Origin of the sequence: Variovorax sp. RTB1, assembly GCF_035018765.1 — a bacterium.
Lineage (GTDB): Bacteria > Pseudomonadota > Gammaproteobacteria > Burkholderiales > Burkholderiaceae_C > Variovorax.
The window spans coordinates 25712-50378 of record NZ_JASJXG010000030.1; the positions used below are offsets into that span (position 1 = coordinate 25712).

Consider the following 24667-nt stretch of genomic DNA (forward strand, 5'->3'; position numbering starts at 1 on the left):
TCAAACGCCTATGTCCTGCACATCCTGCGCAGGACTCTGAGCAGTCGCCGCAACCGACAGGCTGGGCGCGTACTGGCGAATCGCCTGGACCAGATTCTGTGCGACTTGCTCGATGCGAAACCGCTGCTCGAAACAGCGCCGTGCGGCTGATCTCATCGCGGCCATTTCTGCCGGCGTCGCATCGAGCCAGCGTTGCAGCAGCTGTTGAGTGCCTGGCAGCGTGTCGGTATCGACGAGGCCGGCGGCATCGTCAGCCACTTCGCGCCAGATGTTGACCTTGTCGGAGATCAGCACGGGTCGACCGCAGGCAAGTGCCTCGGCCACGGCGATCCCGAAATTCTCCTGGTGCGACGGCAGGCAAAACACTTCGCAGGCATAGAAGGCACCCCACTTGACGTCACCCGAGAGCATTCCGGCCCAAGTGATGCGATTGGCGATCCCGAGTTCCTGGGCACGCGCCTGCAAAGCGTCGACCCAGCCTTCCTGGTCAGGTCCGGCCATGACGAGATGAACATCGGGCGAACGGGCTGCTGCCTGCGCGAAGGCGTCGATCAAAAGATCGCAACCTTTCTTCTCGTGGATACGACCCAGGAAAAGCACGAGTCGCTTTTCCCGCAACGCCGGAAAGGTTTGAAGAAAGCTTTCGGTGAGGTGGCTCGATTCAGCGGGTGGCTCTGAAGTGCCGTAGGACACGACTGCCTCTTCACAGCGGTAGGGCCAGAACGATTCGCGTGCGAGCAATCTTTCTTCTTCGCACGTAAAGAGCACGGCGGCCGCGTTGTGCAAGACCCGGTACTCCGCCAGTGCCCAGTACAGCGATTTCTTCAGGTGCTTGAGTGGATAGCGTCGCTTGAACCAAGGGTCCAGCATGCCATGCGGAAAAACGAAATAAGGCGGTGCGGCATCGCCCAGCGCACCCAGCGCCCGCAGAGCACCCAGGCCGGTGTACTGCCAGAGGCCATTCACGATGACGGCGTCGTATTCGCTCGCATGCTGGCGTAGCCAAGGGGTGAGCCCAGGGGTGTAGGCATAAGTGGCGCGCGAAGGGCCGAGCGCGTGAATCTTCCCGGGAAACGCTTTGACGAACGGCTCGTCCGGCGCATCGAGCGTAAGGATTTCGCCTTCATGGCCGGCCCGCGACAAGGCGCTTTGTAGGCGGACGACACCTTCGGAAATGCCGCCGCCACGGGGATCGATCGAGGAAACGAGATGCAGGAGTTTCACGCGGCTGGCGACTGAGTGGTGGTTCTGCCCAACTGGTTGCAACACGCAAACAGCGCCGCGATAAACACCGCGACGGCCCAGCGTGCGTCGGCACCAAAGGGGGAGAAAAATAGGTTCCAGAGCAAGTTGACCAAGCCCACATGAAAGTAGAGCGGAAGGCGCGTAGCGAACTTCAAATATCGCTTTATGACGCGGAACGTGAAGGCAATCCAGAAGATGCCGCCTGCCAAGCCACTCCACACCAGGGCACCGAAAAGATACGAGTGCGCAGGAATGAGCGCAAGGTCGGTCGCGTCGTCGTTATTCAGGTTGTCGCTGATGCCCAGCTTGTACAACAGCGCCGTGTAGCGCGAGATGTAGCCGGATTTGTCTTGTGCCCACGAACCGTGGCCGACTATCGGTGCGTCGAGGTAGGCCTGGATCGAAATGAGTGATTCAGAACGCCCGGCAAGAAGCAGCCCCACGTCGGCGGAAGCCTGCTGCTTGTATTTGGCCGACACTGTCGGTTCAAGGAACGGATCCAGCACGCCGGATGAGAAAAACGCTGTCAACCCGGTGTTCAGTGCCCAAGTTACAGCGATGACGAGCGCCGCGATCTTGAGAGGCCCGAAGCGGCCGGTGAGCCAGCGCTTGAAACCGCGTGCAATGTCGGTGTGCCAGAAGACGTAAGCCGCGAAACCTGCGAGGGGGATCATGGCGAGTGACCGCGCGCTGGCAAGAATGCATGCGACAAAGAAGGCAAGCACCGCGAGGCTCATGAGCAACAGGCTTCGCGCACGGAAGAACGAAAGCCAGACCAAGCCTATGCCGAGTGTGGCGACGCCGTATCCCCATTTCCAGGGCTCGAAGATTTGCTCAGGCGTAGGCGTGAAGATCACATCGACGAAAAGCGTGAGGGCAACGCCCAGCAACAGTGATGGCATGCGCTTTGGGTAGCGATCGAAAAGGATCATCGTCGAGCCGATGGTGGCCGCGAACACGATGGGTGCCAATACACCCTTCACAGACAGGTTGCGATCGGTCTGGTTGATCAGGTCGGAGATGAACTGCCCCGCACTCCAGAACACCGCGAGGCCGATAACAAAAGCGACGTTCCTGTCGACTCTGCGCTTCAATAACAGGAATGGCAGCGCGACAAGTGCCAGCACCTCGCCGATATAAATCTCGCCGATCACATTGATCTTGACGGCCGCGATCATTCCCATAGCGATCCACATCACGCGGAGCGAAGAGAGCGAGATCGAGATGGGCGATGCGACGGCTGTACTCATTTGGCGGTCCCCGAGAAATGGTCGCGCCAGGAGCGCTCGAGTTGATGGCGGTACGGATGCCTCCAGCCGACCGCGACGTACGCGACGACGAATGCCGCAACCGCCATGCCCGTGTTCGTGAGGATGCTGAGGCCCTGGGTCTGGATCCACGCCAGCCAGGCGATGCCGGCGATCGTGACGCAGCCGATCACCACGGCGATCAGACGGTGATCGCGCGGGATCAATTGCCGCATAGGCACCTTGTATTTGCGGTTGACAAACCACAGCACCATGGCGCTCGACACCAGCAATGCAATCGATGCGCCTGCTGCGACGCCAACGGCGCCCCACAGGTAGCCGAACAACGCACCCAAGGCGGCGTTCAGCCCGGCCATAGTGAAGTGCGCCACGCTGTTCCAGCCCAGTTCGCCCGTCCCGAGGTTGTCGAAATACGCGGGTACTTCCAGATTGTTCAGGAAGTAGGTGCCGATCAGGATGGCGGCGAAGACGATGAACTGCGGTTCGACGTGGCCGATCCAGACGTCCGACACCAACGGTAAAAGCAAGAACATGCCCGCATAGACCGGCAGTGCCAGAAAGAACACCGTTTCATAGGCACGGACGTAAACGTCACGCAACTTCTCCGGCGACTTCTCCTGGAGTTCAGCGATGACAGGAACGATGACTGCGTTGGCCGAAACGAGAAGCGTCCGAACACGGATGACGAGCTGGCTAGCCATCTCGTAATACGCTGCCGAACTCAATCCACCAAACCGGCTCATCAAGAGTTTGGTGACCGGGTCGCACAGCATGACGGCGATCATCACGAACTGGAAGTTGAGGCCGTAGCCAAGCATTTCCTTGAAACGCGGCTTCGACCAGCGCCATGGGAGCAATGGGAGTTCCTTCATCAGGAAACGCAACAAAACCCAGTTGGCGATGCCGACCACAACCCATTGCGCGACTTGCACGCGAGCCAAAGCTTCCAGACCGTACTTGGGCACGAACCAGATGACGCAAACGATCAGGAAGACGTTTCCGCCAATGGAGATGATGTGCCGCAAGCCCGCGCGTTGGCAGCCGTCGATTCCTGCCTGAAACACACCGGCAATGGCCCCGACCCAAACACTCAACACAGCCCACGGCAGGATGCTGCGTGCTTCGTGAATAGAGGCTGCGGGAAGCGTCCAGTTCAGGATGTGGATGAGCAATGGATAGAGTGCCAACAGCACCACGCCCATCACCACGGCGATGGTCAACACGGTGGTCTGAACGACTTCCGAGGCACCGACCGGGTCGTCCTTGCCGCGATAACGAGCGACGAACTTGACGACGCCGCCGGTCAATCCGAAATCACTCAGTCGCGCGAACGACGTGCTGGCCAGCAGCACCGACCACAGGCCCAACTGCTCGGCACCGAGGTGCTTGAGCAGATAGCGATACAACAGGAAAAGGATAACGCCGGAGACAAGCACCTGAAGCACGGAAAGTGCGGCGTTGCTCGCAAAACGGCGTAGAGAAATCACCATGGGAATGCGCTCAATCTTCCTTGCTGACGGATATCGAGTAGCCGTGTGTCTTCAGCAAGGCATATCGTTTGGCGCGGTCGAGATCGTTTGCCACCATCTCGGCAACCATGACGTCGAGGGTGATTTGGGGCACCCATCCGAGATCCAATTTTGCCAGCGAAGGATCACCCAGCAGTGTTTCGACTTCGGCGGGACGAAAGTAACGAGCTTCGACCTGTACTAGAACCTGGCCGACCTGGACGGCAGGCGCCTTATCCCCGGTAATCTTGCGAACGATCGCTTTCTCTTCCACGCCTTTGCCGACGAAGTCGAGCGTGATGCCCAACTGTTCGGCTGCCTTTGCGATGAACTCGCGCACGCTGTATTGCACGCCGGTCGCGATGACGTAATCGCGTGCCTCCTCTTGCTGCAGCATCATCCACTGCATGCGGACGTAGTCTTGCGCATGGCCCCAGTCGCGCAGCGCATCCAGGTTGCCCATGTGTATGCACTGCTCTAGGCCTTGAGCGATGTTGGCCAGTCCGCGCGTGATCTTGCGGGTAACGAACGTTTCTCCACGGCGCGGGCTCTCGTGGTTGAAGAGTACGCCGTTGCAGGCATACATGCCGTAGGCCTCTCGGTAGTTCTTGGTGATCCAGTAAGCGTAGAGCTTGGCCACGCCGTACGGGCTGCGTGGATAGAACGGCGTACTTTCGCGCTGCGGAATCTCCTGAACGAGACCATACAGTTCGCTGGTACTCGCCTGGTAGAAGCGGGTCTTGTGCTGCAGTCCGAGAATTCGAATCGCTTCGAGCAAACGAAGCGTGCCCATCGCGTCCACATTGGCGGTGTACTCAGGCGAGTCGAAGCTCACTGCAACATGGCTTTGCGCGCCGAGGTTGTAAACCTCGTCGGGTTGGACCTGTTGGATGATGCTGGTGAGATTGCTGGTGTCCGTCAGGTCACCGTAGTGCATATGCAAACGGCGATCGTGGTTCGGTGCGTCTTCAAGCAAATGATCGATGCGCTCGGTATTGAACGAGGAAGCGCGGCGCTTGATGCCATGCACTTCATATCCCTTTTCAAGCAGCAGTTCCGCAAGGTACGAGCCGTCCTGGCCGGTGATCCCGGTGATCAGGGCTTTCTTCAAAGTCATTGGGCGTGCTCTACAGATTGCGTGGTTTCGATAAAGTCTTCGTAAGCCAGTGCGATGCCGGCTCCGAGTTCGGTACTGGCTTGCCAGCCAAGATTGTTCAGCCTGTCGACGTTCAGCAATTTGCGCGGCGCGCCGTCGGGCTTGCTCACATCCTGAACGATCTCGCCCTCATAACCGACGACCTTGGCGACCAGGCGCGCAAGGTCGGCGATCGAAAGATCTTCACCTGTGCCGACATTGATGTGGCTGTGCATGACCTCGGTGTTTGCCTTGTACGTGTGCGCGGACAGATCCATCACGTGAATGCAGGCCTTGGCCATGTCGTCGACGTACAGGAACTCGCGCTTGGCAGAGCCTGTGCCCCAGATGACGACTTGCGGCGTTTCAGCCAGTTTCGCTTCGTGGAATCGACGGATCATCGCCGGCAGCACGTGGCTGTTTTCCGGATGGTAGTTGTCGCCGGGACCATACAGGTTGGTCGGCATGACGCTTCGATAGTCGGTGCCGTATTGACGGTTGTAGCTTTCGCACAGCTTGATGCCGGCAATCTTGGCGACGGCATATGGCTCATTGGTAGGTTCGAGCGAACCCGACAGCAACGCGTTCTCTGCCATCGGCTGCGGCGCAAGTCGCGGATAGATGCAGCTCGACCCAAGAAACAAAAGTTTGTTGACGCCTGCACGCCAAGCTTCATGCACGACATTGGCTTCCACCATCAGGTTGGAATAGATGAACTCGGCAGGGTAGGTATTGTTGGCGTGGATGCCGCCGACCTTGGCCGCTGCCATGTAGACCTCGTCGACGGCCTCGCTCTTGAAGAAGGCTTTGACCTCGCTCTGGTTGGTCAGATCGAGTTGGCTGCGTGTACGCGTCACGATGTTCATGAATCCGCGAAGGTGCAGTTCGCGAACGATCGCGCTACCCACCATGCCGCGATGGCCGGCAACGTAAATTCGCTTCGATGTGTCGGATGGCAGGCTCATGAGGTGCTCCAGGCGGTCGGTTATGCGTGCTTACGCGGCACGGTGACAGGAATGACGACACCGTAGTTGTCGTCGAAGCGCACGATGTCGTCTTTGCCGAGATAGCTCCCGGACTGGATTTCGATCACTTCGAGCGGGATCTTTCCCGGATTTTCGAGTCGATAGACGCTACCAAGCGGGATAAAGATCGATTCGTTCTCGCGCAGCAGGATCGTTTCGTTGTCGCGTGTCACGCGAGCGGTGCCTTTGACGACCACCCAATGCTCGGCGCGGTGGTGATGCATGCGCAGTGAGAGCTTTGCACCGGGTTTGACACTCAGCCGCTTGACTTCGAAACGCTCGCCGTTGTCGACGCTGTCGTACGCCCCCCAGGGTCTCGCGACGCGTCTGTGTTCGGTGGCCTGAACCTGCCCATTGGAAACAAGCAGGTTCACGACATTCTTCACTTGCTCTGCGTTGCTCGCGTGGGCAACAAGCACTGCGTCCGGTGTGTCGACGATGATGAGATCGTCGGTGCCCAGCGCAACGACTGGACGGTTCGGTGCATGGATGAACGTGTTACGCGAGTCGACTGAAAAGCCGTGACCATGTACCCGGTTTCCGTCAGCATCTTCCGGATAGAGCTCTGCAACTGCGTTCCAGCTGCCCACATCGCTCCAGACCCCTGCGAACGGGACGACCGCGACGTGGTCGCACTGTTCCAGCACCGCATAGTCGATGCTCTGGCTGCGGCAACTCTCGAATGCGCTTCGGTTCATTCGCAGGAAGCTGCCATCCTGCTCAGGCGCAGCGGTGGCCAATTTGCAGGCTTCCAGGATGTCGGGCGCGTGTGCGCGCAGGGCATCTACCAGGACGTTGGCCCTAACCAGCACGATGCCCGCATTCCAAAAATTACCGCCGGCCAATACCAACTGAACGGCGTCCGCAGCCACCGGTTTTTCGATGAAGGCATCGACACGGCGCGCGATCGCCATGTCGCCGTCCAAACCGAGCGCGTCGCCTTGGCGGATGTAGCCATAGCCTGTACTTGGGAAAGTAGGCGCCACTCCGAACGTGACGATGTTGCCGGCCATCGCAGCTTCGATGCCGCTGCGCACCGTAGCGGCGAAGCCTTCCGCATCGGGGATGTGGTGGTCGGCCGGTGCAAACAACATCAACTGATCCGGCTCACACAGCAGGGCAGCGATAGCCATAGCAGCAGCTGTGTTGCGTGCGACTGGTTCGAGCAATTGGGTGCCGTGCACTGCGGCTGCATCGATCGCTTCCTGGACAAGGAAGCGATGCTCTTCTGCAGCGACGCACATCACTTCGGCGTTGAGTACACGCAGTCGTTCCAACGTCAGCTGCAACAGACTCTTGCCATTGAGCAAGGGTGCGAACTGCTTGGGAAGCGCCTTGCGCGACAAGGGCCAAAGCCGGGTCCCTGCGCCGCCACACAAGATGACCGGCTTGATTGGATTCATCGCGATCCGTCTCCCGTAATCACAGTCTTGACTGTCCGAACCAGAATCTGGACGTCGAACATTAAGGACCAGTTGTTGACATATTGCGCATCGAGTTCTACGCGCTTGGCGTAAGACAGCTTGTTGCGCCCGCTCACTTGCCACAGACCTGTGATTCCAGGGCGCATCGAGCAGTAATGTGGCCAATGCTTGCCATACAACGAACGCTGACGTTCCATGCAAGGGCGCGGGCCGACGAGGCTCATGTCACCCTTCAACACGTTCCAGAATTGCGGAATTTCGTCGAGGCTCAGTTTGCGAATGAATTGCCCCAGTGGCGTGATGCGTGGATCTTTCTCGAGCTTTTGAAACGTGTCCCATTCTGTGCGGGCCATGTCGTTGCGACTCAGGTAATCGTCGAGCACTTCTTCCGAGTTGTGCACCATGGAGCGAAACTTGTAGAAGCGGAACCGCTGGCCTCTTTCGCCAAGCCGGTTTTGCCAGAAATGCACGGGTCTTCCCATGCTGACCGCTACGCAAAGTGCCACCAGGAGGTAGAGCGGACCGAACAATGCGAAGAAAACGAGCGCGCCAAGGACATCCACAGCGCGCTTGGTGACACGCTGAGCAGTGCTAAGCCGCTTGGGCTGGACCGGGGCCGGGAAGGCTGGCGAACCGCCACCTCCTGGCGTCGGGCGCCGCACGACATTGCCATCTGCGTTCGAGTCGGTACGAAACATGAAAGTCCCCCTAAAAAGGGTTTCTGCCCACCAGCGCGGCAGTGTAACGCTTTACTACTATACGAAAGAATTCGAACACATCCGCTTGGGCTTGTGTTGTCAGCAAATGCCGTACATCTTCCGACCAACATCGGAGAGTTACCCTCTGCCCACGATGTCGCAACGGGTTGATGCGCCGCAACATTCGATGGATTTAGTGTAGTCCTTTTGTATGACAAGATGTTAATGGGGCCGGACAAAAAATGTTGCTTTGGCGCGCCGTTATGCCAATTAGTTCTCGTGGATTACCCGTATCGACTCAAAAACCTGTGAGGGAACAAATCGGGCCGAAACGACTCTCCACTGGTTGTATGGCTCGGCAGCGGGATGCAGCCGGCGTCTTTACCGGTTGTGGAGCTAAGCGAGTGCTAAGCCATTGAGCGACAGATTGCCTTTGCAGCACCAGTGCCCGACCAGCGCGGCCGGTGTTCATGGCTGGCCTCAAACAAAAAAAGGGCGGCAAGTGCCGCCCTTTCGGTGAAACGGAAAGCGCTTTCTTAGCGCGCCGAGTCGATTTGCTGAGCGGCTTGCTCGAACGGAAGCGTCATGCCGGCAAGGTCGCGACGCGTCTCGACCAGCACCAGAGAGCCTTCTTCCAGCACAACAGTGGGTGGGCGAGGACGCGGCACGTGCGCCGGCCGCGGCTCCGCAGCCATGGCTGCCTGTGCCTGGGCGATCCGTGCGGCATCGGAGTTCACCCAATGCAGTCCGGAGCCTTCGGCGACCTGCGCCAATTCCGCAAGAGGTAGTTCGAACGGTTGAACCTTCGGCAGAGCGCGTGAAGTTTGAGGAGCGGTCGATGCCTTCACGGGTGTAGGCGCCGGGATTGCTGCTGGCGCTGGTACCGGCGCCGTAGCGATTGCGGTTGTTTCAGCAACACCGCCCGCCGATTGCGGCGTCTCAGCAGCAAGTGCGACAGGGGCTGATGCCTGGGCTGCCGCTGCCCGGAAGGGAGCAAAGTACGACGTCGGTGCGAGCGGCTCGGCTCGCTCGTCAGACGACTCAGCGTGCACGAGCGACTCCGGAGCAAGCGCAGTAACGCCAGCCTCTTCCGCGCCTTCGCGTGGCGCCCTTTCGCGGCGGTCACGACCGAACCGGTCGCGCGAGCGGCCGCGACGGTCGTCGCCTTCGCGCCGTGGCGCTTCGGTGCCGATCGCGTCGCCCTGTTGATTGGCGTCGGAGGGCTCGCCCATCAGTTCAGGGTTTGCTCCTTGAGCCGGGTCCTCGCTAGGGCGAGCGCCGTCTTCCGGTCGCCGTTCACGGCGGCCCTCACCCCGCTCACCGCGTTCACCACGGGACGACCGCTCGTCGCCACGTCCGCCACGCGTGCTGCGCTCGCCGCTCGGAGCGCCCTCGACGCTGCCATCGGCGACGGCGTCGTTCGGCGCATCGGTGCCTCGATCACGCGGCGCATCTGCATTGCGATCGTTTCGATCGCCACGGTCGTTGCGGTCCGAGCGATCGCGGCGCTCACCGCGTCCGCGCGGCGCGCGTTCGGATGGCGCTGCGCCAGGCTCACCAGCCAGTGCTTGCGGCGTTGCGGCCACACTCTCCAGCGCAGTGCCTTCCATGGTTTCAGGGGCGTCCGTGCGCACTTCCGAATCGCGACGTCCGCCGCGACCACGGCGCTCGCCATCGCGCGGGGCGCGGCCTTCGCGCGGTTCCCGTGGTTCGCGTCCCTCACGCGCTTCGCGAGGCTCCCGGATTTGCGCTTCGCTGCGTACTTCGGCTTGACCTTCGCGCGGCTCGCGGCGTTCTCCGCCTTGACGCTCTCCGTCGCGACGCGCCGGCTTGGCCGCTTCCACCGGACTGACGGCAGGTTCTGGTACCGGCACGGGTGCTGCTGGTGCGGCAAACCAGCTCTTAAGCTTGGCGAAGAAGCCGGTTTCTGCAGGCGCCTTGGCAATCACAACAGGCGCGACCGGGGCTGGCGCCGCCGCCACCGGAGCCGCGACGGGTGCTGCGCGCACGACTTCAGGTTTGGGCACTGCAACCGGAGCCGGCGCATCGGGCAGCACGCCCTTGATGATCGGCGTTTGCTTGTTGGTCGGCTCTTGAGAGCGACGCGTGACCGAGGTCGGGTCTTCGATTTCTTCGGCCATCTTGTAACTGGCTTCGATGTGGTCGAGGCGCGGGTCGTCGTGCTTCAGGCGCTCGAGACGGTAGTTCGGCGTTTCGAGCGTTTTGTTCGGCACCATCAGCACGGTCACGCGCTGCTTGAGTTCGATCTTGGCGATTTCGGGGCGCTTTTCGTTCAGAAGGAACGAAGCGACTTCGACCGGCACTTGAACGTGCACCGCGGCCGTGTTGTCCTTCAGACATTCTTCCTGAATGATCCGCAGGATCTGCAGCGCGCTGGATTCCGTATCGCGGATGTGGCCAGAGCCGCCGCAGCGAGGGCAAGGAATCGACGAACCTTCGCTCAGTGCCGGCTTCAGGCGCTGACGGCTCATTTCCATCAGGCCGAACTTGCTGATCGAGCCGAACTGAACACGTGCACGGTCTTGGCGCAGCGCATCGCGCAGGCGGCTTTCGACTTCGCGGCGGTTCTTCGACTCGTCCATGTCGATGAAGTCGATGACGATCAGCCCGCCCAAATCGCGCAGGCGCATCTGTCGAGCCACTTCATCGGCGGCTTCGAGGTTGGTGCGGGTGGCGGTTTCTTCGATGTCGCCGCCCTTGATGGCTCGGGCCGAGTTGACGTCGACCGACACCAGTGCTTCGGTGTGGTCGATCACGATGGCGCCGCCACTCGGCAATTGCACTGTGCGCGCGTAGGCCGATTCGATCTGGTGCTCGATCTGGAAGCGGCTGAACAGCGCCGCGTCGTCGCGGTAGCGCTTCACGCGGGCTGCGTGCTCGGGCATGACGTGCGCCATGAACTGCTGCGCCTGCTCGTAGATGTCGTCGGTGTCGATCAGGATGTCGCCGATGTCGTGATTGAAGTAGTCACGAATAGCGCGGATGACAAGGCTCGACTCTTGATAGATCAGGAAGGCGCCCTTCGCGCCCTTCGATGCGCCGTCGATGGCCGTCCACAGCTTGAGCAGGTAATTCAAGTCCCACTGCAGTTCAGGTGCGGAGCGGCCGATGCCGGCGGTGCGGGCGATGATGCTGGCACCCTTCGGGTACTCCAGCTGGTCCATGTTTTCCTTGAGCTCAGCCCGATCTTCGCCCTCGATGCGACGCGAAACGCCACCGCCACGCGGGTTGTTCGGCATCAGCACGACATAGCGGCCGGCCAGCGAAATGAAGGTGGTCAGGGCAGCGCCCTTGTTGCCGCGTTCTTCCTTTTCAACCTGAACGACCAGTTCCTGGCTTTCACGGATAGCGTCCTGGATGCGGGCCTGGCTGGCCGACACGCCTTCGGCGAAGTATTGCTTGGAGATTTCCTTGAACGGCAGAAAGCCATGGCGGTCTTCGCCGTAGTCGACGAAGCAGGCTTCGAGCGACGGCTCGACCCGCGTCACGACGGCTTTGTATATGTTGCCTTTACGCTGCTCGCGTCCTTCGATTTCGATCTCGTAGTCGAGGAGCTTTTGCCCATCGACGATGGCCAGGCGGCGCTCTTCAGGCTGCGTGGCATTGATCAACATCCGCTTCATATTGGGTTGTCCTTGTTCGTATCGTTCTGACCGGCTCATGACGAGCCAACGATGCACGGACGACGCCTGCGAAACGAAGGAATTGCCGCTTGGCCCCGAATGTCCCAGCCTTCCACGACGAGCGCGGTCGGCCGTTTGAGCGTCAGCTCAACGACAAGCGGGGTGGGGGCGCGTGGATGGGTGCGAGCCAGATTCGGTGTTGACTTGCCATCGGTTCGACGGCGGGGTGCGCAAGGGTGGCGCGCGCTGCAGGCGATTCAATGCCCGAGGCCACTGGCCAACCGGGCATTAGCCAGGTGGGGCAGCGCAGGCAGATCTGAATCAGCAGCATCAACACAAGGGACTCGCTTCGATCCGCAAAAAGCTGGAAGGCTATTTGCTGGGTATTCCGTATCGGTGTTTCGTGGGCGTCGGCTTGACTTGGATGTTTTGCCCGCCGCCGTGCGCCGTTGCGCTTGGCTTGCGAACTCAACACCAAAGCGGCATCGACCTCACAACGCGGGTTTGGGTGCTCTAAACTTCTGTCTAATCAAGCACTTACATGACCGCGCTGGTGAAAAACATTATAGGCGTGAAGCCGGCCTCCGAGGCCACTGAAACGGGCTCGCCGGATTCGGTTGTCAAATTTTTGACAGTCGATGAAGAGTCGGCCGGGCAGCGACTCGACAACTTTCTGTTCCGCCATTTGAAGGGCGTGCCCAAGACCCACGTCTACCGGATCATCCGCTCCGGCGAAGTGCGTATCAACAAGGGCAGGGCGCAAGCCGAGACCCGGATCGCATTCCGCGATGTGCTGCGGCTACCGCCGGTGCGCATTTCTGCACACGTGGAAGAAAACGCAGCCAGGCCCGCACCGGGAAGGCAGTTTCCGGTGCTGCTGGAAGACGACGCCTTGCTCGGGATCGACAAGCCTGCCGGCGTGGCGGTGCATGGCGGCAGCGGCGTTAGCTTTGGCGTCATCGAACAATTGCGCAGCGCGCGTCCGACGGCGAAGTTTCTGGAACTCGTGCATCGGTTGGATCGCGATACGTCCGGAATTCTGCTGGTCGCCAAAAAGCGGAGCGCGCTGACCGCGTTGCAAGAACAATTTCGCGAACGTGAAACTGGCAAGACCTATCTGGCGCTCGTCGAAGGAGCCTGGCCTGCGAATAAGAAGGTGCTGGACTCGCCACTCGCCAAATACCTGCTGCCCGGCAAAGACGGCGCGCCGGAGGCTGGAGAGCGCCGCGTGCGGGTGGTTGCCAAGGACCACCCGGATGCAATGCGCGCCGTTACGCTGGTGCGAGTGCTCGCGCGGCTCACGTTGCCTGGAGATGCGGCACCGGTGTCGCTGCTCGCCGTGACCATCAAGACCGGACGCACCCATCAGATCAGGGTTCATCTGGCTTCGGCTGGCCATGCGATCACGGGCGACGACAAGTACGGCGAATCCGACCGACAGCGCGCTTTGGCGAAACTCGGGCTGAAGCGAATGTTTCTGCATGCCTGGCGTCTTCAGTTCACACATCCGGCAAGCGGCGAGCGCGTTTCACTGCAGACCGATCTTCCCCCCGAACTTCACGCGCTGATGCCGCCATCGGCACTCGACGCACTCGCTCAACATCCGCCCCCGACATCCCACGCATGACCGATTCCATCAATTCGCGCGCCTCCAGACCCCTCCGCTTCGACCTGATCGCCTTCGATTGGGACGGCACGCTCTACGACTCCACGCGTCTCATCGCGCGCTGCATCCAGGCGGCGGTGATCGACGTCGGCGGCGCCAAGCCGAGCGAGGACGACGCGGCCTGGGTCATCGGCCTGGGGCTTGCGGAAGCGCTGGCGCGCGCCGCTCCCGACGTTCCGAAAGAAAAGTACGTCGAATTGGGTGCCCGCTACCGATATCACTATCTGCAGCACCAGGACGATCTGGTGCTCTTCGATGGCGTGCTGGAGATGATCGACGCGCTGCGCACGCGCGGCCACAAGCTCGCGGTCGCCACCGGCAAGTCGCGTCGCGGATTGAACGATGCGCTGGCAACGGTAGCGCTGCGCGATCGCTTCGACGCCTCGCGCACGGCCGACGAGACTGCGGGCAAGCCGCATCCCCGCATGTTGCTCGAACTCATGGAAGAACTCGACGTTGCGCCTGAGCGCACCTTGATGATCGGTGACACGACGCACGACCTTCAGTTGGCGATCAACGCGGGCTGTCCCAGCGTCGGCGTGAGTTATGGCGCCCATGAACCGGCGGCGTTCGATGCGTTCAAGCCTCTCCACACTGCGCATTCGGTTGCGGACCTGCAGGGGTGGCTTGCAGCCAACGCATGACCCAGGCGATTCCCTTGTGCAACTCGTCCGACCTCGTGGAAGGCGACCGTGCCGTGCCGTTCGATGTCGTCTATGCCGGCGAGACCTGCCGTGGCTTCGCGGTCCGCTTTGATGGTGTGCCGCATGCCTACTTGAATCGGTGCAGCCATGTCGCGATGGAAATGGACTTCCAGCCCAACCGATTTTTCGACGACAGCGGTCAGTGGCTGATGTGCGCAACGCATGGTGCCGTTTATGCGCCGCACACTGGGGAATGCGCCGGTGGACCGTGCCGCGGTGGCCTCGTCAAGATCACCCTCGGCGAGAGTGGCGGCGTGGTGCACTGGCATACTGATTGGAACCTCCAACCTCTGGCCTTTTAAGCCGTTTTCCACATGACCGACCCGAACCGCACGGAACCTGAAGGTTTTGAGCCTTTTGATCCCGCAGCGCCCGTTCCACCTCCCCACAGCGCTCCGAAGAACACAGGCAGAGGTGATCCGACACAGACGATCGGTTGGGAGCGCGCGACACTCGAGAAGCTTGCCTTCGCATCGTTGAAAGAGCAAAAGGCGACGCGCCGCTGGAAGACGTTCGTGCGGCTGAGCTGGTTGCTCTTTTTCATCTTCCTGGTGTGGTTCGGAGTGTCGCGCGCCACGCCGACGACCGCCAAGACCACGTCGCACACGGCAGTCGTAGAGATCAAGGGCGAGATCGCCAACGGCGCCGATGCGAGCGCCGAATTCGTGGTCGCTGCGATGAAGACCGCGTTTGAGGACGATGGAGCGAAGGCGGTGGTGCTGCTGATCAACTCGCCCGGCGGTAGCCCGGTGCAGGCCGGCATCATCAGCGACGAGATCAAGCGGCTGAAGGCCAAGTACAACAAGCCTGTGTACGCCGTAGTTGAAGAAACTTGTGCCTCGGCTGCGTACTACATCGCTGCGGCAACCGACAAGATCTTCGTCGACAAGGCAAGTATCGTCGGCAGCATCGGCGTGTTGATGGACGGTTTTGGTTTCACCGGCACCATGGAGAAGTTCGGTGTCGAGCGACGTTTGATCATTTCCGGCGAAAACAAGGGCTTTCTCGATCCGTTCAGCCCGGTCAACGACGCGCAACGCGCGCATGCGCAACAACTTATCGACCAGATCCACGATCAGTTCATCAACGTGGTGAAGACCGGCCGCGGTGATCGGCTCAAGCTGAACACGCCGGGCCTGTTCAGTGGCTTGTTCTGGAGCGGTCAGCAAGCCATCGATCTTGGCCTGGCCGACCAGCTGGGCAATGTCGATTACGTGGCGCGCGAAATCGTGAAGGCCGAAGAAGTCATCGACTACACGCGCCGCGACAACGTGGCCGAGAAGCTCGCCAAGAAATTCGGCGCTGCGATGGGCGATGCCTCGATTCGTGCGCTGCACACAGTGCCTGCTCTGCGATAAGTTGCGCTGAAAGCCGCGTCAGGCCAAGTTCGGTCGCTGGCAAATTCAGCGGCCGTCGGCGTAGCGGGCTGAAGCCGCCAGCGCCACGGCGAACACGACGACGACATACAAAGCCGCAGTGAGGGAGCCGAGTCGGGCAAGCAGGCCGATCACCGGTGGCCCGGCCATGAATCCCAGATAGGCTGCAGCCGATACGACTGCGATGCCGCGCGCAGGTTCGACGCCAGGCACGCGTGCCGAAGCGGAAAACAGGATCGGCACGACGTTGGCAAAGCCCACGCCTACGCCAGCAAAACCGACCAGAGCGAGCCACGGCATCTCGGTGATCAATACGACGGACATCGATGCCGCTGCCAGCAGCGCACTCCAGCGCAGCAGAACGGCCGGCGCAAAACGAGCGCGCATGGCATCTCCAGCAAAACGCGCCGCCGCCATCGCTCCCGAAAAGCTCGCATACGCGAGCGCCGCCTGCTGCTGCGGGCTGCCGAGCTCCTGCTGCAGATAGAGCACGCTCCAGTCGTATATGGCGCCTTCGGCAATCAATCCGAGCGCGGCCAGCACACCCAGGATCATGAGTGCGCCGTGCGGCAGCCGAGAGCCCGACTCAGGCGGCGCGCTCGTCGCGGGCGCCTTCGGAGACATCCAAGCTGCGGACAAACCGATGCCGAGCGCCATCACGGCCGCTACCAAGATCAGGTGCCAGCGAGGCGACAAACCCGCAGCGAGCACTGCGCTGCCGCTGACGGCGCCTGCCATGCCGCCGAGACTGAACATGCCGTGCATGCCGCTCATCAATGTCTTGCCGCTGCGCAATTCGAGTTGCGCGGCTTCGGTGTTGATTGCCACATCGAACACGCTCGTCACGAGGCCGAAGCCGGCCAGCAACAGCAGCAGCGACGCGTAGCCGGGCATCGAGAGCAGGCCGGCCAGCAGCAGCGCATAGACGCATCCGCACAGCGCGCCAACGATCCCCCCGCCGTACCGGCCGATCAGGCGGCCTGCCTGCGACAAGCCGGCCAGCGCGCCGAAACCGGCGGCGAGCATGGCAAAGCCCAACTGCGCCTCGTCGATGGCGTAGTGCGCCTTTACGGTCGGCACATGGACGCCCCAAGTCGCGAAGATGAACCCGGAGAAAAAGAACTGCGAGCGGATCGCCCAACGGGTGATGGCGGTGACGCCTTCGACTGCCCGAACGATGGTTGATGCAGCACCCAACGCTAGCGTCCGATCGCAAAGACCGCGGGTAAACGTTCATCCACGGCGATCGTCTTGGCGCGCCAGGCTTTAACCGTGTCGCTTCGAACGCTCGCCGTCGGCAAGGTCAAGCCGCGGGCCACTGAGAGCCGTGTGTTGTGCTGCAGCGTTTGCGTCAACGCCTGGAGCATCGCAGTGTTGCGATACGGTGTCTCGATGAAGAGCTGCGTTTGCCCAGTGCGCAACGCCAGCGTTTCGAGCTCGCGAATGCGTTGGTTGCGGGCATCTGCATCCTGCGGGAGGTAGCCGACGAAGGCAAAGTTCTGGCCGTTCAACCCGCTGGCTGCGAGCGCCAGCAACAGCGATACCGGGCCTGTCAGCGGCACGACGGTAATCCCCAACTCGTGCGCAGCGCGTGTGACCGACGAGCCGGGGTCGGCCACAGCGGGCATGCCGGCTTCGCTGAGCAGACCGATGTCATGCCCCTCCAGTGCAGCTTTCAATAGCGGCTTGGCATCGAATTGGCCGGCGTGGTCGCCCTTCTTGTGAACTTCCCGTGGTAGTTCTTGGATCTGCTGCGCCTGCAACGGTGCAGCCAGTGGTGCCACGGTGTCGATGCGTTTCAGGTAAGCCCGCGCAGATTTCGCGTTTTCGCAGATCCAGTGGGTAATGCCCGCAGCCGTCTGCAGCGTGCCGAGCGGAAGCGCGTCCTGCAGCGGCGCTTGGACGTCGCAACCGAAGTCGAGCGGCGCCGGGACCAGATAGAGCTTGCCGGGCGTCAAAGCAGTTCGATCCCGGCGGCGCGCAACATGCGGCAGGTCCGAATCAACGGCAGGCCGACGAGAGCCGTCGGGTCGTCGCTGTCGATGGCGTCGAGCAACGCGATACCTAGGCCCTCGCTTTTGGCGCTGCCGGCGCAGTCGTACGGTTGTTCTGCCTGCAAATAGTTTTCGATGGCGTCGTCGTCGAGTTCGCGAAAGACGACGCGCACCGGAGCGATATCGCGCTGAGCGAAGCCGGTGGCGTGGCACACGACCGCCACTGCTGTCTGGAATATCAGTGTCTGGCCGCGCATGCGCCGCAGTTGGACCGTGGCGCGCGCATGGTCGCCGGGCTTGCCTAGCGCTTCGCCGGCAAGGTCGGCGACCTGATCGGAACCGATCACTATGGCTTCGGGAAATCGGGTGGCGACGGCGTTCGCCTTTTCAAGCGCGAGGCGCTCGGCAAGCGCTCTTGGCGTCTCTTGCGAATGTGGCGTTTCGTCAACATCGGGTGCGTGAACTTCGAAGGGCAGTCGCAGGCGGTCGAGCAGTTCGCGACGGTATCGGGATGTGGAAGCCAGAATGAGAGTGCGTTGCATGAACCGCGATTGTGCGGGAGCGCTAGACTGGCGCTAATGAACAGAGAATTCGCCCCCACGCGGCTGGATGTGGCTGGCTTTGCTGCTGAAGAAGGCACGCTCGCGGCAGTCGACCTGATTGCAACATACCCGCGCCTAGTGTCCGAACTTGCCGACCCGGCCGACGACATTGTTGTCCGATGGGAAGCGCACGGCGCACAGCGCCCCGGCGCGACCGGCGGTACGGCGTCTTGGCTTCATCTCGTCGCCAGCTCCGCCGTGCCACTGGTTTGCCAGCGATGCTTGACGCCGGTCGACACCGAACTGGAGGTCGACCGCTGGTTCCGCTTCGTGGCGGACGAGGCCACCGCTGAAGCCGAGGACGATGGCTCCGAAGAAGACCTCCTCGTGACCAGCCGCGATTTCAACGTGCAGGAGCTTGTCGAAGACGAGTTGCTGATGGAAATCCCTATTACCCCGGTGCACGACGTTTGTCCTGTGCCCGTCAAACTGTCTGTGGTCGACGCGGATTTCGATGAGTCCGAGGCCGCAAAGCCCAATCCGTTTGCCGTGCTCGGCGCCTTGCGACCACGCAAGGGCGAGTAGCCGACTGGCGAAACCTCAATGCCTGGGCTATAATCATGGGCTTCGCGTGCGCCACTTTCGGTCTCGGGGCCTGCAGCCCTGAAGCGCATCCACTCACCCCCTTATCAGCCCAGGAGCCATCATGGCCGTCCAGCAAAACAAAAAGTCGCCCTCAAAGCGCGGCATGCATCGTTCGCACAACGCACTCGTGGTTCCCGGCATCGCCGTCGAGCCGACCACGGGCGAAACGCACTTGCGCCACCACATCAGCCCCAACGGTTTCTACCGTGGCCGTCAGGTGCTCAAGAACAAGTCCGAAGCCTGATTTCGCACGCCAAGGCCAAGGCCCGATGCTACTTTTTCCGTAGCGTCGGGCCTTTGTTTTGATGGCTACGTCTTCTGCCTCATCCGTTGTGTCGCCTGTGATCACGCTTGCCGTGGATTGCATGGGCGGCGACCACGGTCCCAGCGTCACGCTTGCAGCTTGTCGTGCCTTTCTCGATCGGCATACCGGAGCCGCTCTGCTGATGGTGGGCGCACCGGCTGCATTGACCGGTTTCTCACACCCGCGGGCGACGCTTATCCAAGCAAGCGAAGTGGTGGCAATGGACGACCCGATCGAAGTCGCCTTGCGGCGCAAGAAGGACTCGTCTATGCGGGTCGCCATCCAACAAGTGAAGGATGGATCCGCGCAAGCCGCAATCTCGGCAGGTAACACGGGTGCTTTGATGGCAATCGCCCGCTATTTGCTTAAGACAATGGATGGCATCGACCGGCCTGCCATTGCGCCGCAGTTGCCGAACATCAAAGGTGGTGCCACCACCGTGCTTGATCTGGGTGCCAATATCGATTGCGATGCAGAGGACCTGCTCCAGTTCGCGGTGCTCGGCTCCGCGCTCGTGTCGGCGCTTACCGGCAACGAATCCCCGACGGTGGGACTCTTAAACGTCGGTGAAGAAGCGATAAAAGGAAGCGACACGATAAAAAAAGCCAGTCAATTGCTTCGAACGGCTGCTAATTCGCAGGATTTGAACTTCTACGGCAACGTCGAAGGCAACGATATATTCAAGGGAACGACCGACATCGTGGTGTGCGACGGTTTTGTTGGCAACGTCGCGTTGAAGGCGAGCGAAGGCGTAGCGTCGATGATTGGTGAGTTCATTCGAATAGAGTTCTCGCGCAACATCTTCACCAAAGCCGCGGCCGTCGTTGCGTATCCGGTTCTAAAAGCATTTAAAAGTCGCTTGGATCACCGTAGGTACAACGGCGCTGCGCTGTTGGGCTTGCGTGGCTTGGTGTTCAAGAGCCATGGTTCTGCGGATGCAGTGGCCTTCGGGCACGCTTTGGATCGCGCTTATGATGCCGCTCGCAACAACTTGCTAGATCGCGTGCGAACCCGCATCGCCCATGCCGCGCCTCTGCTTGCTCGGCATGATTCGACGGCGAAGGTCGCACCTGCGGCACTTCACGCTTGATGATTCCTTTTTCACGCATCACCGGTACTGGCAGCTTTTTGCCACCGCGCCGGGTGACCAACGACGAACTCGCAGCCGATCTGGCGCTGCGGGGTATTGAGACTTCCGACCAGTGGATCATCGATCGCACGGGCATCCATGCCCGTCATTTTGCAGAGCCACATATCGGTGCCAGTGACCTCGCGCTCGAGGCTGCAAAACACGCGCTGGAATCGGCCGGTCGCAAGGCCAGCGACATCGACCTGATCATCGTGGCGACATCGACGCCGGACATGGTGTTCCCTTCGTCCGCCGCGATCCTTCAGCACAAACTGGGCATCGCGGGTTGCCCGGTCTTCGATGTTCAAGCGGTTTGCAGTGGATTCGTTTATGCGCTCACAGTGGCCGACGCCCTGATCAAGACCGGAACCGCGAGGTGCGCGCTGGTCATCGGCGCCGAGGTGTTCTCCCGCATCCTCGACTTCAATGATCGGACGACCTGCGTCCTGTTCGGCGACGGTGCCGGTGCTGTCGTCCTCGAGGCCAGCGACCAGCCCGGCATTCTTGCGAGCGATCTTCATGCCGACGGCAAGCATGTCGGCATTCTGTGCGTCCCGGGACACGTTTCTGGCGGCAAGGTGCTTGGAACACCGCTACTGCACATGGATGGCCAGGCTGTCTTCAAATTGGCCGTGCGCGTGCTGGAAGATGCGGCGCGAGCCACACTTGCTAAAGCGGGTAAGACAGAAGCCGATATCGATTGGCTGATTCCGCATCAGGCCAACATCCGGATCATGGAAGGCACGGCCAAGAAGCTGAAGTTGCCACTTGAGAAACTCATCGTCACCGTGCACGAGCATGGCAATACGTCGGCCGCTTCTATTCCGCTGGCGCTTGATGAAGCCGTGCGCTCCGGCAAAGTTAAGAAGAACGACACCGTCATGCTAGAAGGCGTCGGCGGCGGTTTCACTTGGGGCGCGGTGCTACTGAGTTTGTAGCGCGCAGCGGCTTCGTCGGAGACATAAAAATATGACATCTTTCGCTTTTGTTTTTCCAGGGCAAGGCTCTCAAGCCGTGGCCATGCTCGACGGTTGGGGCGACCATCCTGCGATCGGCGAAACTGTTCGTGAAGCCTCCGATGCCTTGGACGAAGACATCGGAGCGTTGATCAAGAACGGTCCGAAAGAAGCGCTCGCGCTCACCACCAACACCCAGCCCGTGATGCTGGTTGCGGGTGTGGCCGCATGGCGTGCTTGGCGGGCAGAGGGCGGCGCGATGCCTGACGCAGTGGCGGGCCATTCGCTTGGCGAATATTCCGCGTTGGTGGCCGCCGGCGTGTTGACGTTGGCGCAGGCCGCGCCGTTGGTTCGTTTTCGCGCCGAAGCGATGCAGAAGGCGGTCCCCGTCGGCACCGGCGCAATGGCCGCAGTGCTGGGCATGGAAAGTGCCAAAGTCATCGCAGGTTGCGCTGAAGCGACTGCGACCTTCGGTGCGCGCAGCCTCGAAATCGTCGAAGCCGTGAATTTCAATGATCCGATGCAGACGGTGATCGCCGGCAGCAAAGCCGCGGTCGACAAGGCGTGCGAACTGCTCAAGGCGAACGGGGCCAAGCGCGCACTGCTGTTGCCGGTGTCGGCGCCTTTTCATTCCAGTCTGATGAAGCCGGCGGCTGAAGCCCTCCGCGCCAAACTTGCGACGGTCGCTTTTTCGGCGCCGCAGATGCCTGTGCTCAACAACATCGATGTGAATGTTGAAACCGATGCCGATCGCATTCGCGACGCGCTGGTGCGGCAAGCGGCCGGTCCGGTTCGCTGGGTCGAAACTGTGTTGGCCTTGAAAGCACGCGGCGCCGGCGCCATTATCGAGTGCGGGCCGGGCCGGGTACTGGCGGCAATGGCAAAGCGCATCGCTCCCGAGTTGATAGCGGGGTCCGTATACGACCCAGCGACGCTCGCCGAAACCAAACACTCGCTCGCCGGCTGACCGGCCCGACAGCAGACAGCCTGCAGCACTCCCGTTTATATGAGCACTCCAAAATTCGAAGGACAGGTCGCCCTGGTCACCGGCGCGTCGCGTGGTCTCGGTGCCGCCATCGCGCTTGAACTCGCGCAGCGCGGCCTGAAGGTTATCGGCACCGCAACCACCGACGACGGCGCGGCCAAAATCAGCTCGACGCTGGCGGCCTTCGATGGACGTGGTCGCTCGCTCGACGTCAACGATGCCCCGGCCGTCGAAGCACTGATCGAAGAGATCGTGACGGCCTTTGGCGCGATCCACGTCCTGGTGAACAACGCCGGCGTGACGCGGGACAACCTCGCGATACGCATGAAAGACGATGACTGGGATGCCGTCCTCGACACCAACCTAAAAGCAGTGTTTCGCGTGTCCCGCGCTGTCATCCGTCCGATGATGAAGCAGCGCTACGGCCGCATCATCAGCATCACCAGTGTGGTGGGCGCGTCGGGTAACGCGGGCCAAGCCAACTACGCGGCCGCCAAAGCGGGTGTGGCAGGCATGACGCGCGCATTGGCGCGCGAACTCGGCAGCCGTAACATCACAGTCAATTGCGTTGCACCCGGCTTCATCGAGACCGACATGACTGCCGGTTTGCCGCCGGCGCAGCAGCAAGCGCTGCTGTCCCAAATTCCGTTGGGACACTTGGGCAAGCCTTCAGACATCGCGCATGCGGTCGCCTACCTTGCTTCACCCCAGGCAGCCTACGTGACGGGGCAAGAACTGCACGTCAACGGCGGCATGCACATGTAGTTGTCCGGCGCAATCTTTTCCCGCGAGGGCGGTGCGGCAAATGCCACAATCCGCCCGGCTAAAATCCACCGATTACTTACAACCCCCAGAGGGAATCAAATGAGCGATATCGAAGCACGTGTCAAAAAAATCATTGCCGAACAACTCGGCGTGGAAGAGTCCCAGGTCACCAACGAAAAGTCTTTCGTGGCCGACCTCGGTGCTGACTCGCTCGACACGGTCGAACTCGTGATGGCACTCGAAGACGAATTCGGCATCGAGATCCCTGACGAAGACGCAGAAAAAATCACGACGGTTCAAAACGCCGTCGACTACGCATCCAAGAATCAAAAGGCCTGAACGGCCGGTTGGGCCGAGGGCATGTTCCCGGCCCGACGCTCCCAGAAAGGTTGCCGGCATGACCAAACGCCGCGTCGTCGTGACCGGACTCGGTTGCATCGCTCCTGTCGGAAACACGGTGGCCGAATCCTGGACCAACTTGTTGGCCGGCAATTCGGGCATCGACACCATCACATCCTTCGACGCCAGTCCCTTTGCCTGCAAGTTTGCCGGCGAAGTGAAGGGCTTCGACATCACGAAGTACATCTCGGAGAAAGAAGCGCGTCATATGGACCGCTTCATTCACCTAGGCATGGCGGCAGCCATGCAGGCAGTACAAGACAGCGGCCTCAAAACCGGCGATGCGCTGGAGCCCGAAGAAGCCACCCGCATCGGCTGCAACATTGGTTCGGGCATCGGCGGTTTGCCGATGATCGAAGCCACGCACGCTGAACTGGTCAACCGTGGCCCCCGCCGCGTTTCACCTTTCTTCGTGCCGGCGTCGATCATCAACATGATCTCAGGTCACGTGTCGATCAAGTACGGCTTTCAGGGCCCGAATATTGCGGTCGTCACGGCCTGCACCACGGGTCTTCATGCCATTGGTCTGTCGGCTCGAATGATCGAGTACGGCGACGCCGATGTGATGGTGGCCGGCGGCTCCGAAGCGACCGTGTCGCCACTTGGCATTGGAGGCTTTGCGGCCGCGCGCGCACTGTCGACGCGCAACGAAGATCCGAAGACGGCATCGCGCCCCTGGGATAAAGACCGAGACGGCTTCGTATTGGGCGAGGGCGCCGGCGTGGTGGTGCTCGAAGAATACGAGCACGCCAAGGCGCGCGGCGCCAAGATCTATGCTGAGATTTCTGGCTTCGGCATGAGTGCGGACGCCTATCACATGACCGCGCCGAGCGTGGACGGACCGCGCCGTTCGATGGCCATGGCCCTGACCAACGCGGGCGTGAACGCCGATGAAGTGCAGTATCTGAATGCGCACGGCACCTCGACGCAAATCGGCGACGTGAATGAGACCAACGCCATCAAGAATGCTTTCGGCGCGCATGCGAAAAAGTTGGTCGTGAATTCGACCAAGTCGATGACCGGCCATCTGTTGGGCGGCGCCGGAGGCATCGAATCGGTCTTCACGGTGCTCGCGCTCCACCATCAAAAGAGCCCACCGACCATCAACATCTTCAACCAGGACCCGGAGTGCGACCTGGACTACTGTGCCAACGAAGCGCGCGACCTGAAGATCGACGTGGCTGTCAAAAACAACTTTGGCTTCGGCGGCACCAACGGCACGCTGGTGTTCAAGCGCGCTTGAGCGCCGCTCTCC

General features: G+C 61.1%; 23 protein-coding genes. 12 read left to right on the forward strand and 11 right to left on the reverse strand.

Features of this window, described 5'->3' with window-relative positions:
- From QN397_RS17620 to QN397_RS17655, 8 genes are all read right to left on the reverse strand, one after another.
- Entirely contained in the window at positions 1-1224 is a 1224-nt protein-coding gene (locus QN397_RS17620; RefSeq protein WP_323496694.1) for a glycosyltransferase, read from the reverse strand.
- Positions 1221-2495: a hypothetical protein gene (locus QN397_RS17625; protein WP_323496693.1), complete on the reverse strand. Its 1275-nt coding sequence runs from the start codon at positions 2493-2495 to the stop codon at positions 1221-1223. The genes QN397_RS17620 and QN397_RS17625 overlap by 4 nt, the downstream gene beginning before the upstream one ends.
- Positions 2492-4003: an oligosaccharide flippase family protein gene (locus tag QN397_RS17630; protein WP_323496692.1), complete on the reverse strand. Its 1512-nt coding sequence runs from the start codon at positions 4001-4003 to the stop codon at positions 2492-2494. Before QN397_RS17630 ends, QN397_RS17625 begins: the two co-directional genes overlap by 4 nt.
- A 10-nt stretch (positions 4004-4013) precedes the next feature.
- The gene (gmd, locus tag QN397_RS17635; RefSeq protein WP_323496691.1) at positions 4014-5138 is read right to left on the reverse strand and encodes a GDP-mannose 4,6-dehydratase; all 1125 of its coding nucleotides are present in this window, start codon (positions 5136-5138) and stop codon (positions 4014-4016) included.
- Positions 5135-6121 carry a GDP-L-fucose synthase gene (gene fcl / locus QN397_RS17640; RefSeq protein WP_187052742.1) on the reverse strand — a complete coding sequence of 329 codons (987 nt, stop codon included), beginning with the start codon at positions 6119-6121 and terminating at the stop codon, positions 5135-5137. The genes gmd and fcl overlap by 4 nt, the downstream gene beginning before the upstream one ends.
- A gap of 20 nt (positions 6122-6141) precedes the next feature.
- Positions 6142-7584 (reverse strand): mannose-1-phosphate guanylyltransferase/mannose-6-phosphate isomerase, encoded by a 1443-nt coding sequence (locus QN397_RS17645; protein WP_323496690.1) that lies wholly within the window; start codon positions 7582-7584, stop codon positions 6142-6144.
- Entirely contained in the window at positions 7581-8303 is a 723-nt protein-coding gene (locus tag QN397_RS17650; protein WP_187052740.1) for a sugar transferase, read from the reverse strand. The genes QN397_RS17645 and QN397_RS17650 overlap by 4 nt, the downstream gene beginning before the upstream one ends.
- Before the next feature lie 536 nt (positions 8304-8839).
- Positions 8840-11947 carry an Rne/Rng family ribonuclease gene (locus QN397_RS17655; protein WP_323501541.1) on the reverse strand — a complete coding sequence of 1036 codons (3108 nt, stop codon included), beginning with the start codon at positions 11945-11947 and terminating at the stop codon, positions 8840-8842.
- Positions 11948-12500: 553 nt separating this feature from the next.
- Between QN397_RS17655 and QN397_RS17660 the strand changes: the two genes are divergently transcribed.
- Genes QN397_RS17660 through QN397_RS17675 form a run of 4 tightly spaced genes read left to right on the forward strand, consistent with a single transcriptional unit; the run spans position 12501 to position 15675 of the window.
- Positions 12501-13574, forward strand: a complete 1074-nt coding sequence (locus QN397_RS17660) for an RluA family pseudouridine synthase (protein WP_416352168.1) — start codon at positions 12501-12503, stop codon at positions 13572-13574.
- Entirely contained in the window at positions 13571-14257 is a 687-nt protein-coding gene (locus tag QN397_RS17665; RefSeq protein ID WP_323496687.1) for an HAD-IA family hydrolase, read from the forward strand. Before QN397_RS17660 ends, QN397_RS17665 begins: the two co-directional genes overlap by 4 nt.
- The gene (locus QN397_RS17670) at positions 14254-14619 is read left to right on the forward strand and encodes a Rieske (2Fe-2S) protein (RefSeq protein ID WP_323496686.1); all 366 of its coding nucleotides are present in this window, start codon (positions 14254-14256) and stop codon (positions 14617-14619) included. Before QN397_RS17665 ends, QN397_RS17670 begins: the two co-directional genes overlap by 4 nt.
- A gap of 12 nt (positions 14620-14631) precedes the next feature.
- Positions 14632-15675: a S49 family peptidase gene (locus QN397_RS17675; protein WP_323496685.1), complete on the forward strand. Its 1044-nt coding sequence runs from the start codon at positions 14632-14634 to the stop codon at positions 15673-15675.
- 45 nt (positions 15676-15720) lie between these two features.
- Here QN397_RS17675 and QN397_RS17680 read toward each other — a convergent pair whose 3' ends face one another.
- Genes QN397_RS17680 through QN397_RS17690 form a run of 3 tightly spaced genes read right to left on the reverse strand, consistent with a single transcriptional unit; the run spans position 15721 to position 18229 of the window.
- Positions 15721-16890, reverse strand: coding sequence for an MFS transporter (locus tag QN397_RS17680; protein WP_323496684.1), 1170 nt, complete (start codon positions 16888-16890; stop codon positions 15721-15723).
- A gap of 2 nt (positions 16891-16892) precedes the next feature.
- On the reverse strand, positions 16893-17651 hold the full coding sequence (locus tag QN397_RS17685) for an SAM-dependent methyltransferase (protein ID WP_323496683.1): 759 nt from the start codon (positions 17649-17651) through the stop codon (positions 16893-16895).
- Positions 17648-18229: a Maf family nucleotide pyrophosphatase gene (locus QN397_RS17690; RefSeq protein ID WP_323496682.1), complete on the reverse strand. Its 582-nt coding sequence runs from the start codon at positions 18227-18229 to the stop codon at positions 17648-17650. Before QN397_RS17690 ends, QN397_RS17685 begins: the two co-directional genes overlap by 4 nt.
- Positions 18230-18265: 36 nt before the next feature.
- Here QN397_RS17690 and QN397_RS17695 point away from each other — a divergent pair, with 36 nt between their 5' ends.
- From QN397_RS17695 to fabF, 8 genes are all read left to right on the forward strand, one after another.
- Positions 18266-18814: a YceD family protein gene (locus QN397_RS17695; RefSeq protein ID WP_323496681.1), complete on the forward strand. Its 549-nt coding sequence runs from the start codon at positions 18266-18268 to the stop codon at positions 18812-18814.
- Positions 18815-18935: 121 nt separating this feature from the next.
- On the forward strand, positions 18936-19118 hold the full coding sequence (rpmF, locus tag QN397_RS17700) for a 50S ribosomal protein L32 (RefSeq protein WP_007830466.1): 183 nt from the start codon (positions 18936-18938) through the stop codon (positions 19116-19118).
- Between the two features lie 97 nt (positions 19119-19215).
- Complete coding sequence (plsX, locus tag QN397_RS17705; RefSeq protein WP_323496679.1) at positions 19216-20268, forward strand: phosphate acyltransferase PlsX; 1053 nt, start codon at positions 19216-19218, stop codon at positions 20266-20268.
- The gene (locus tag QN397_RS17710) at positions 20268-21245 is read left to right on the forward strand and encodes a beta-ketoacyl-ACP synthase III (protein ID WP_323496715.1); all 978 of its coding nucleotides are present in this window, start codon (positions 20268-20270) and stop codon (positions 21243-21245) included. The genes plsX and QN397_RS17710 overlap by 1 nt, the downstream gene beginning before the upstream one ends.
- Before the next feature lie 31 nt (positions 21246-21276).
- The gene (gene fabD, locus QN397_RS17715) at positions 21277-22230 is read left to right on the forward strand and encodes an ACP S-malonyltransferase (protein WP_323496678.1); all 954 of its coding nucleotides are present in this window, start codon (positions 21277-21279) and stop codon (positions 22228-22230) included.
- A 39-nt stretch (positions 22231-22269) separates the two neighbouring features.
- Complete coding sequence (fabG, locus tag QN397_RS17720) at positions 22270-23013, forward strand: 3-oxoacyl-ACP reductase FabG (RefSeq protein WP_323496677.1); 744 nt, start codon at positions 22270-22272, stop codon at positions 23011-23013.
- A gap of 99 nt (positions 23014-23112) precedes the next feature.
- Positions 23113-23352 (forward strand): acyl carrier protein, encoded by a 240-nt coding sequence (acpP, locus tag QN397_RS17725; RefSeq protein WP_187052728.1) that lies wholly within the window; start codon positions 23113-23115, stop codon positions 23350-23352.
- A gap of 58 nt (positions 23353-23410) precedes the next feature.
- Complete coding sequence (gene fabF, locus QN397_RS17730) at positions 23411-24655, forward strand: beta-ketoacyl-ACP synthase II (RefSeq protein WP_323496676.1); 1245 nt, start codon at positions 23411-23413, stop codon at positions 24653-24655.
- Positions 24656-24667: the final 12 nt, after the last annotated feature.